This is a genomic window from Gordonia sp. 852002-50395_SCH5434458 (assembly GCF_001665905.1).
Lineage (GTDB): Bacteria > Actinomycetota > Actinomycetes > Mycobacteriales > Mycobacteriaceae > Gordonia > Gordonia jacobaea.
This window is the reverse complement of the sequence record NZ_LZTC01000011.1, coordinates 109,004-118,883: the sequence shown is the minus strand read 5'-3', so window position 1 is coordinate 118,883 and position 9,880 is coordinate 109,004. Positions and strand designations below refer to the sequence as shown.

Annotated in this window: 9 protein-coding genes; 5 read left to right on the top strand and 4 right to left on the bottom strand. The window is 65.2% G+C overall.

Features of this window, described 5'->3' with window-relative positions; translation table 11 throughout:
* Positions 1 to 233 precede the first annotated feature (233 nt).
* Genes A5785_RS01995 through A5785_RS01985 form a run of 3 tightly spaced genes read right to left on the bottom strand, consistent with a single transcriptional unit; the run spans position 234 to position 2,945 of the window.
* A complete protein-coding gene (locus tag A5785_RS01995) occupies positions 234 to 1,310 on the bottom strand; it encodes an oxygenase MpaB family protein (RefSeq protein WP_197500786.1) in 1,077 nt (358 codons plus the stop codon).
* Positions 1,311 to 1,362: 52 nt separating this feature from the next.
* Positions 1,363 to 2,235 (bottom strand): biotin-dependent carboxyltransferase family protein, encoded by an 873-nt coding sequence (locus A5785_RS01990; protein WP_064864349.1) that lies wholly within the window; start codon positions 2,233 to 2,235, stop codon positions 1,363 to 1,365.
* Complete coding sequence (locus tag A5785_RS01985; protein WP_064864348.1) at positions 2,232 to 2,945, bottom strand: 5-oxoprolinase subunit B family protein; 714 nt, start codon at positions 2,943 to 2,945, stop codon at positions 2,232 to 2,234. Before A5785_RS01985 ends, A5785_RS01990 begins: the two co-directional genes overlap by 4 nt.
* A 73-nt stretch (positions 2,946 to 3,018) precedes the next feature.
* Here A5785_RS01985 and A5785_RS01980 point away from each other — a divergent pair, with 73 nt between their 5' ends.
* The 4 genes from A5785_RS01980 to A5785_RS01965 all read left to right on the top strand — a co-directional run bounded on the left by A5785_RS01980 (position 3,019) and on the right by A5785_RS01965 (position 7,207).
* Positions 3,019 to 3,963, top strand: a complete 945-nt coding sequence (locus A5785_RS01980; RefSeq protein ID WP_049698071.1) for a carbohydrate kinase family protein — start codon at positions 3,019 to 3,021, stop codon at positions 3,961 to 3,963.
* 162 nt (positions 3,964 to 4,125) lie between these two features.
* Complete coding sequence (locus A5785_RS01975) at positions 4,126 to 5,448, top strand: citrate synthase (RefSeq protein ID WP_082938088.1); 1,323 nt, start codon at positions 4,126 to 4,128, stop codon at positions 5,446 to 5,448.
* Positions 5,449 to 5,494: 46 nt separating this feature from the next.
* Complete coding sequence (locus A5785_RS01970; protein ID WP_049697838.1) at positions 5,495 to 5,863, top strand: FKBP-type peptidyl-prolyl cis-trans isomerase; 369 nt, start codon at positions 5,495 to 5,497, stop codon at positions 5,861 to 5,863.
* A gap of 51 nt (positions 5,864 to 5,914) precedes the next feature.
* Positions 5,915 to 7,207 (top strand): cryptochrome/photolyase family protein, encoded by a 1,293-nt coding sequence (locus A5785_RS01965; RefSeq protein WP_049697839.1) that lies wholly within the window; start codon positions 5,915 to 5,917, stop codon positions 7,205 to 7,207.
* Here the strand turns inward: A5785_RS01965 and A5785_RS01960 are convergent.
* Complete coding sequence (locus A5785_RS01960) at positions 7,159 to 8,259, bottom strand: AsnC family transcriptional regulator (RefSeq protein ID WP_064864347.1); 1,101 nt, start codon at positions 8,257 to 8,259, stop codon at positions 7,159 to 7,161. The genes A5785_RS01965 and A5785_RS01960 overlap by 49 nt on opposite strands.
* Positions 8,260 to 8,386: 127 nt before the next feature.
* Here A5785_RS01960 and A5785_RS01955 point away from each other — a divergent pair, with 127 nt between their 5' ends.
* Positions 8,387 to 9,847 (top strand): MFS transporter, encoded by a 1,461-nt coding sequence (locus A5785_RS01955; RefSeq protein WP_064864346.1) that lies wholly within the window; start codon positions 8,387 to 8,389, stop codon positions 9,845 to 9,847.
* Positions 9,848 to 9,880: the final 33 nt, after the last annotated feature.

The window sequence follows — 9,880 nt, the reverse complement described above, 5'->3', positions numbered from 1 at the left end:
CGGGTCGCAAGGTCTGGCTCGAGCCGGGGTGCGTACACAATCGTGACGTCAGCGGGGCGCCGAGGAGATTATTGTCTTGGCGTCGCGCTGACGACCGAGTTGTGTACGCGCGCTGCGGGTGATCTCGACAGGCTCGATCAGCGGGATGGGGCTCGATCAGCGGGGCGCCCCGCTGGTCGAGCGGGCGCGAGCGCAGCGAGCACCCGAGTCGAGACCACTGCGCGTCGCGACTGTTAGTCGGCGGGCGTGACCCTGCCCGGATAGGTTGCGGTGCGCGCCGCGTGGACGGGGCAGTAGTGCATCGACTTGCCGCGTTCGGACTCCGGCGGCAGGTTGCGCGACGGCGTCTCGACGAGCGGTGCGTCGGCCGGAACCCGTCCGTTCACGCGGTCCCACGCATCGCGGGCACGGGGATGCCGCCACGGCCGCCGGGGTAGCAACCGATGGAACACGAGGTTGTAGGTCTTGCCGAGGAGACGGAACAGCTTCTCGTCCCGGTCGGTCCAGGGCAGTGCCATCATTTCGCGGATCGGTTCGTCGTAGAACCCCGTGGTGAGCCAGATGAAGTTGCGGGCGACCACCGGAGCGATGACGCGACGCCAGAGCGCGGTCGGGATGAACGAGAGATAGGGAGGCGGGGGAAGCGTCGAGATGTCGAGGACCGTGCGTACCGACTCGTGGTCGCGAAGTACATTGCGGCACATGTGATCCCAGTATTCGAGGAAGTCCTCGTAGGTCTCGGGTACCGGCCGCATACTCACGCCGTACATGGCGTACCAGTTCTTCGATTCCTCGAAGAGCTGTCGCTTCTGGTCTTCGGTCAACCACGGGCCGAACCTCTCGCAGAGGCGCACGTTGCCGTACCAAAACGTGGCGTGCGCCCAGTAGAAGACGTCGGGGTCGAGGGCGTGGTATCGCGAACCGTCGGGCATGGTGCCCTTGATCTCGCGGTGGTAATCGCGCACCTCTTTGCCGGTCTCGAAGCCCCAGTACTCGTCGAAGACGACTCCGCCGATCGGATACAGCGATCGCATGAGGCGTTGCCAGCGTTCGCCGAAGAAGTCGGAGTGGTCCCACACGGCCTGCCCGAGCTTGGGGTGCATGTTCTGAATCGACCCGGCCCAGAGGCCCTGGATCATTCCGGTCCAGGTTCCCCACACCTGCCACGTCAGGGAGTCGGGGCCCAGCGGCGGGTACTCGACATGCGGGTACTCGGCACGACGCGGGGTGTCGGTCGTCGCAGCCTCACGTTCGACGGCGTCGGATGTTTCGGGTGACGAGCTCGACGAGTTGGCTGTGACGTGCGTCATGAGACGAAACCCTAGGTGCGTCTCACGGTGCTGTCAACGCTGCCCGACCTGATCAGCCGGGCTGAAAGCGGACGAGCGTGCCGGCGACGAGTTGCGCCGCGGCCGAGACCGACGTCGCCGACAGGACACCCACGACCGGGTATCCGCCGGTCACGGGGTGATCGGCGAGGAAGATGACGGGCTCGCCGGCAGGCGGAATCTGAACCGCTCCGTGGGCAACGCCCTCGGAGGGCATCTCGGGAAGGTCGGTGCGATGTGTCAAGGTCGGCGTGGTGTCGCCATCGCGACGTCGTAGGCGTACCCCGACCCGATTACTCGCGGGCGTGACCTCCCACGTGCCTGCGAAGAGGTCGCCCGGCTCGGAGAGGCGATTCGCGCGTGGGCCGGGAAACGTGGTGAGTTCGACGACGCCGACCCGCCGGGTGTCTGCCGGGGCATGAAGAGTTGCCGGCCACGTCTGGTCTGCATCCCCAACCCTCAGTTCGTCGCCCTGGGCCAGGGGAGGGGGTCCGGTTCCGGAGAGCGTGTCGGTCGACCGCGACCCGAGCGAGGGTTCGACGTCGAATCCACCTCGTGCGGCGACGTAGTTGCGGCAACCCCATTGCGGCGTGCCGACCTCGACATTCGTCCCGGCGCGGGCTACGACAGCCGAATTGACCCCGACGGCAACACCGTTGACCGAGACCGAAGCGTCGGCGCCCGTCACGGCCACGAGTGTGTCTGTGTCGCAACGGAGCACGAGGCCACCGAGTGTGGTTTCGATCGTCGCGGCGTCCTCGGAATTGCCGACGAGGCGATTGGCAAGGGTCATGGCGACTCGATCCGCGGCACCCGACCTCGGCACTCCGAGGTGTTGATAGCCGGGACGTCCGAGATCCTGGATCGTCGCCAACGGCCCGGTGGCGATCACCGTTGCGTGAGTCACTGGTTCTCCGTGTCGTCGTCGGGTCGAGCGGCAGAGTCTTGGGAGACGCTGGCGTCGACGAATCGGACACGGGTACCGGGTGCGAGGAAGGCCGGCGGGTCGTCGTGTTCGCTCCAGAGGCTGATTCTGGTGCGTCCCAGCAGGTTCCAGCCTCCGGGGCTATCGCGTGGATACACCGCGCTGTATCCGGCGGCGATCGCCACCGACCCGGCCGGCACGCGAGTACGGGCGTGTGGCCGTCGGGGGAGGTTCAGCAGTCCGGTGAGAGCGGCATCGGCGGCGTCAGAAGCGGGCACCAGATAGCCGAAACCCGGTGCGAAACCCATGAACTGGACGACCCATTCAGTACCCCGATGCGCCGTGATCACCGCGTCGACACTCATGTCGAGTGCACCGGCGACGTCGTCGAGGTCGTCGCCGTCGTAGTGCACCGGTATCTCGACGGGTGAGGGCGTCGAATCCGCAACGTCGGCGCCTGCGATCCCGAGCCGCAGTGCGCGATGAATGCCGAGGACATCCACACCGCCACCTGTCTTGCCCTGCACCAGAATTGACGACGCACTCGGCACAAGGTCCTCGGTGGCCACGAGGCGACCGTCGGCTATCGCGGCCCGCAACGCGGTCGCCGACTCGAGTACCGCATATGCCGGGTCGTCGGCATCGGCGAAGTCGAGAAGCACCGCATCGGGGCCGGCGGGTAACTCCTGCATACCGATCGAATCTACCGTCGACGGCCACGTCCGGATGGCACACTGGGCGCGTGACACGCATGGGAGCAGATCGTTGAGAGAGATCGTCGTGTGCGGTGAGGCGCTCGTCGACGTGGTGGCGACAACGGCTCCGGGCCCCGATCCTTCGCACCTGCCACCGTTGCAGCCGGCACTCGGCGGCGGACCGTTCAACGTCGCGATCACCCTCGGCAGACTCGGCAGCGCCGTCTCGTTTTGCTCTGCGGTCTCCACCGACACCTACGGCGACGCCATCATGGCTGCTCTGAGTGCCGGGGGCGTCGGCACCACACTGGTCCAACGTCGCTCCGAACCCACGTCGCTCGCCCTGGCCACGATCGGTACCGACGGCGCAGCGCACTACTCCTTCTATGTGGAGGGCACCGCCGACCGCCTGGTCACCGAGCCCGGCGACTTCGCCGCGACCGTCTCCGCGGTGTGCTTCGGAACGTTGTCCATGGTCCTCGAACCGGGTGCGAGCGTCTACGAACTGGTGATGCGTCGAGCTCACGACGCCGGGCGTCTCGTTGCACTCGACCCGAATATCCGGCCCTCCGTGATCGACGAACCCGACGTCTACCGTCGACGATTCCTTGACTGGGTACCGATGGTCGACGTCCTCAAACTCTCCGACGAAGACGTGGACTGGCTCGGCGACGGAGCAGACGGCTCGTCGGTCGACGACTGGCTCCGGGAGGGCGCGGGGGCCGTCGTGATCACCCACGGAGCCGACGGAATCTCCGTTCGCACACGCGAATTCACCGTATTGGCACAGGCTCCCGAGACAACCGTCGTCGACACGATCGGGGCGGGCGACAGTGTGCTCGGAGGGTTGCTCCATTTCTTCGACGAGTCGGGCGATTTGTCCGCATCAGCACTGCGGTCGCGCGACGCCGACTATTGGCTACGTGCCGCGGACTACGCGGCACGAGTCGCCGCGGTGACCGTTTCGCGTCCCGGAGCCGACCCTCCGTGGGCGAGCGAGCTCGATGCCCCGTGATCGAGGCGCAGGTCAGACGGTATTCGGCTACGGTTGACCAACGTCAATGCACCCTCCGTGGGCGCGCATGTCGATAACCGACTACGTTTAGTAACGGAGAGTCCGACTCACAGTGCGTCACATGTACCTGTGGGTCTCATACCTGAGTAAAGGGGTTTTGGAGTGTCCGCTGAAACAGCTCCCGCCGACTCGGCATCGGATACCGCCTCGTCGACGTTCATCTACCCCGGTGGGCAGCTCGAGCTTCCCATTCTCAAGGCCACCGCGGGCAGTGATTCGGTTGCGCTGGGCAAGTTCCTCGCAGAAACGAATCTCACGACGTTCGACGGCGGCTTTGTCAACACCGCAGCCTGCAAATCCGCGATCACCTACATCGACGGAGAAGCAGGCATTCTGCGCTACCGGGGTATCCCGATCGACCAACTGGCAGAGAAGTCGACCTTCATCGAGGTCAGCTACCTGCTGATCTACGGCGAATTGCCGACTCCGAGCCAGCTCGAAGAGTTCAACAACAAGATCCAGCGGCACACCCTGCTGCATGAGGATCTCAAGCGATTCTTCGACGGCTTCCCGCGCAACGCACACCCGATGCCGGTGCTGTCTAGCGCAGTGAACGCACTGAGTGCTTACTACCAGGACTCGCTCGATCCCAAGGACCCCGAGCAGGTCGAACTGTCGACGATCCGTCTGCTTGCCAAGCTGCCGACGATCGCCGCCTACGCCTACAAGAAGTCGGCGGGCCAGCCGTTCCTCTACCCCGACAACTCGCTGTCGTTGGTCGAGAACTTCCTGCGCATGACCTTCGGCTTCCCGGCCGAGCCCTACGTGGTCAACCCCGAGGTCGCCAAGGCCCTCGACATGCTGTTCATCCTGCACGCCGACCACGAGCAGAACTGCTCGACGTCGACCGTGCGTTTGGTCGGATCGTCGCAGGCCAACCTCTTCACGTCCATCTCGGGTGGCATCAACGCTCTGTGGGGTCCGCTGCACGGTGGCGCCAACCAGGCCGTTCTCGAGATGCTCGAAGACATCAAGGCTTCCGGTGGCGACACCAAGGCGTTCATGACCAAGGTCAAGAACAAGGAAGACGGTGTGAAGCTCATGGGCTTCGGACACCGCGTCTACAAGAACTACGATCCGCGCGCAGCGATCGTGAAGAAGACCGCCGACACGATCCTCCAATCGCTCGGCGTCCAGGACGATCTGCTCGACATCGCCAAGGGACTCGAAGAAGTCGCCCTCAATGACGACTACTTCATCTCGCGCAAGCTCTACCCGAACGTCGACTTCTACACCGGCGTCATCTACCGGGCCATGGGCTTCCCGACCCGCATGTTCACGGTGCTCTTCGCACTCGGACGTCTGCCGGGCTGGATCGCGCACTGGCGTGAGATGAACACAGATCCCGCGACCAAGATCGGCCGACCGCGTCAGCTCTACACCGGCTACCCCGAGCGTGACTACGTCACGATGGGCGACCGCTGAGTTCGACGCTTCGACCTGTACACCCCACGACTCAAAGGAGAGTCCCGTGACCAGTACCGAGAAGCCAGAAGTCGAGTTCCAAGAAGGTCCCGCTCCCAGTGAGTTGGTGATCGCAGACATCATCGTCGGCGACGGCGACGAGGCAAAGCCGAGCGACGTCGTGGACGTGCATTACGTCGGCGTCGACTTCGAGTCGGGCGAAGAGTTCGATTCGTCGTGGGACCGTGGTCAGTCGGCCAACTTCCCGCTCGACCGGCTCATCCCCGGCTGGCAGCAGGGAATCCCGGGCATGAAGGTCGGCGGCCGCCGTCGCCTCACCGTGCCACCTGCGCTGGCGTACGGCCCCGAGGGTGCGGGCCACCGGTTGTCCGGACGGACACTGGTCTTCATCATCGACCTGCTGGGTGTGGGCTAGATCGCCTCGCAACGTAACAACGCCGGTGCATCGGATGTCGATGCACCGGCGTTGTGCTGGCTACGGCGTGATCTGCGACTAGGCGATCTCCCGGCGCTGGGTGAAGCGATCGGCGACGGCAATCGCGAGGTTCTGGTCTGCTTCGTGCTCGACCCGCGTCTCGAATCCTCTTCAGGCGAGCGACGACTCGCCTTTCTCTACGACTCGCTCCGCGAACTCGACGCCAAGCTCGACGGCAAGCTCCTCGTCGTGCGTGGACGTCCTGACGAGGAAATTCCGCGACTGGTCGACGCCGTCGGAGCGGGTTCGGTGCATGTGAGCGAGGACTTCTCGCCGTTCGGGCGACGTCGAGACGATGCCGTCGTCACTGCACTCGAAGAATCTGGCGCGACGTGGCAACCCGTCGGCTCGCCCTACCTTGTCTCGCCGGGCAGGGTGACGAAGTCCGACGGCACACCGTACAAGGTCTTCACGCCGTTCTTCCGTGCATGGCGCGACCACGGTTGGCGTGCGCCGGCGAAGACCGAAGCGCCGTCGAACATCCTGAATCCCAGCGACATTCACCCCTCTGGTCGTATCAGGATTCCGGCAGCACCCACGACGCTGGACCTGCCTGCCGGTGAAGACGCGGCACTCGAGCGATGGCGCACCTTTGTCGACGACGACCTGTCGGGCTACGAGTCCGACAGGGACAGGCCGGATCTCGACGCGTCGAGCAGGATGTCGGCGTATCTGAAGTTCGGCAATATCCACCCGCGCACGATGGCCGCCGACCTCGGCAGGTCGCAGTCGGCGCAGGCGTATCTGCGTGAGCTGGCGTTCCGTGACTTCTACGCCGACGTGCTCTACAACTGGCCAAAGAGCCTCTGGCACAACTGGAATGACCAGTTCGACGACATCGCACTCGACACCGGAAAGTCCGCCGAGAAGCACTTCGACGCGTGGCGTGAGGGGCGAACCGGCTTCCCACTCGTCGACGCGGGGATGCGTCAACTGAGCGAAACGGGATTCATGCACAACCGGGTGCGCATGATCGCCGCGTCGTTTCTGGTGAAAGACCTGCACCTGCCGTGGTGGTGGGGTGCGAAGTGGTTCCTCGACCAGCTCACCGACGGCGACATGGCGTCGAATCAGCACGGTTGGCAGTGGGCCGCGGGCACGGGAACCGATGCGGCACCGTACTTTCGGGTGTTCAACCCGGAGACGCAGGCCAAGAAGTTCGATCCAGACGGCGACTACATTCGACGCTGGATTCCCGAATTCGACACCGACGACTACCCGGAACCGATCGTCGATCACAAAGCCGAACGCGAAGAGGCACTTCGACGTTTCGGTGAGCTCTGAGACGGCGAGATCTGAGACGCCGAAACCCTCGGTGGCGCAAGGCGATCCCCACTCACGAGCGAACCCGCGTTCTTGACGCGCGAGAGTAGCGGGAGCAATTCGTACGAGGTGATCCCGTCGAGGGGTCCGAGGACATCGGTGACGAAGGAGTACAGCTCGTCGGTGTCGTGCACCATGACACTGGCCGTCATGTTGGCCGCCCCGGTGACGGCAACCGCGAACGGCACTGCGGGGTGGGCTGCGAGTGCCTCGCCGGTCGCTGCCAGATGTCGGGGGTGCACCGTCAGCCAGATCGCGATCGCGTCGCGTCCCAGCGCGGCAGTGGCGAGATCGACGTCGAAGTAGGCGATGCCCGACCACACGAGGTGCTCGACGCGTCGGGTCACCTTGCCCGGCGTCGAACCCACTGCGCGAGCGAGGTCGGTATACGACGTCCGACCGTCGCGGGTGAGGACATCGATGATCGCTCTGTCGGTGCGATCGATCGTCGTCGATGAGGGCCGACCGCCGTCGGGTCCGCTCGGAATGCGTGTTTTCGCAAGGGCATCCGCCTCCGTCTGGGTGAGCGCGTCATGCCAGCCCTCCCAATCCGTCGGTGCCCCGCCGACGAACGTGTGCAGCACCGCTGCCGGCCGGACGTCGAGGACCGGTGCCGCCTTGGGGAGTGTTCGGGTGAGGAGTTCCATTCCGCCGTGCGGATGGGCTGCGCGCAGGTTGAAGACGATCTCCCAGCCGGCCTCGTAGATGGATACCCACGAGACATCGTCTCGCGCTGCCAAGGCACCGGCGATACCGTCGGCTCCTTCCGGGCGACACCGCACCCGCACGACCCATGTCGAGTTTCCGAGCGCACGGGGGTCGGTGGCCATGGTGACGCGCAGGAGACCATCGCGTCGCAGGCGTCGATAGCGTCGGGCGATCGTCTGTTCGGCCACGCCGAGGACGTCGGCGATCTCATGAAACGACGCCCGTGGCGAGAGTTGGATGGCGCGAGCGATTCTCGTGTCCAGACCGTCGAGGATGGAGGATTCTGGCGAGGTTGTGGCTCCCATGTCCTGAAGTTAACGGAATCGGGGTCTCCTGGCGACGCCGAGCGATTGCGGGATCACACTTGGTTCATACCGCCTGAGGTGCGTTGACGCACCGGATTCGGGCGAAATCCTCGAAAGGTACACATTCATGGAACGCAAATGGTGGACGCTTGTCGTCGTCTGCGCAGCGACCTTCATGTTGCTGCTCGACGTCACGATCGTCGTCGTCGCACTTCCCGATATTCAACATGCACTCGGCGCCAGTTTCAGTCAGTTGCAGTGGGTCACCGACGCGTATGCGTTAGCGCTGGCGTCGTTGCTGCTGACATCCGGATCGATCGCCGACAAGTTCGGCAGACGTCGAATCTTCTCGATCGGCTTGGTGATCTTCACACTCGGCTCGCTGCTCTGCGGCGTCGCACAGGACCCGGTCATGCTGATCGTGTCCCGCGCACTGCAAGGCGTCGGCGGCGCGATGCTGTTCTCGACGTCGCTCGCGCTTCTCGCGTCGACGTTCCACGGCCGTGAACGCGGTGTCGCCTTCGGCGCCTGGGGTGCGGTCACCGGTATCTCGACGGCACTCGGCCCCATCCTCGGTGGCGTGCTGACGACCGGCGTGAGCTGGCGTGCGATCTTCCTCGTCAATCTGCCCATCGGTATCGCCGCCCTGTTCGTCACGTGGAAGATGGTCGACGAGTCGCGCTCGCCTCATGCTCGTCGAATCGACTGGCCCGGCGTCGTCACATTCACCGCGGGCCTCGTCGCTCTGGTCTACGGGCTCACCGAGGCCGGGCAGCGCTCGTGGGGTGACAGCCTCGTCGTCGGCTCGTTCATCGTCGCCGCGGTGTTGCTCGTGGCGTTCGTGATCATCGAACTGCGTGTCGACGAGCCGATGTTCGACCTCTCACTGCTGCGGATTCCCACCTTCACCGGCGGTCTGATCGCCGCCTTCGCGATGAACGGCTCGCTGTTCGCGATGCTGCTGTACGTGGTGCTCTACCTGCAGGAAGGGCTCGGCTACTCGGCGCTGCAAACCGGCGTCCGGCTGCTGGTGATGTCGGGCTGCACGATGGTGAGCGCCACGATCGCGGGCCGACTGTCGGAGAAGGTGCCGCTGCGCTGGCTCATCGGACCGGGCCTGCTCATCGTCGGCGTCGGACTGTTCTTGATGGCCGGTCTCGACGAGAACTCGTCGTGGACGCACCTCATCCCCGGCCTGATCATTGCGGGCATCGGCAGCGGCCTGGTCAACCCGCCGCTCGCCGCGACCGCCGTGGGCGTCGTCGACGTGCACCGCTCCGGCATGGCGTCGGGCATCAACACCACCTTCCGGCAGATCGGCATCGCCGTCGGCATCGCGGTCTACGGCACCGCCTTCAGCTCGAAGTTGAGTTCGTCGTTGCGCGAGAACCCCGCCGGTGGCAAACACGCCGCCTACGCCGAGGCCCTCAACGCGCTGTACTGGATCAGCGGCGCCGTGGCCGTCGTCGGCGGCCTCGCCGCCCTGCTGCTGATCCGCAGCCGCGACTTCGTGCCGCACGGGCCTGCCCCGACCACCGAGGGCGGCGACACGTCGAGCGAGGGCGCCGGGGTGCCTGCCACGGCCTGAGGTCGGGCGCCCGGGGCCCGGGGTGCACAGCCC

Coding starts and splice junctions, on each gene's coding strand:
- A5785_RS01955 (WP_064864346.1), top strand. CDS start 8,387: ATGGAACGCAAATGGTGGACGCTTGTCGTCGTCTGCGCAGCGACCTTC.
- A5785_RS01995 (WP_197500786.1), bottom strand. CDS start 1,310: ATGACGCACGTCACAGCCAACTCGTCGAGCTCGTCACCCGAAACATCC.
- A5785_RS01960 (WP_064864347.1), bottom strand. CDS start 8,259: ATGGGAGCCACAACCTCGCCAGAATCCTCCATCCTCGACGGTCTGGAC.
- A5785_RS01985 (WP_064864348.1), bottom strand. CDS start 2,945: ATGCAGGAGTTACCCGCCGGCCCCGATGCGGTGCTTCTCGACTTCGCC.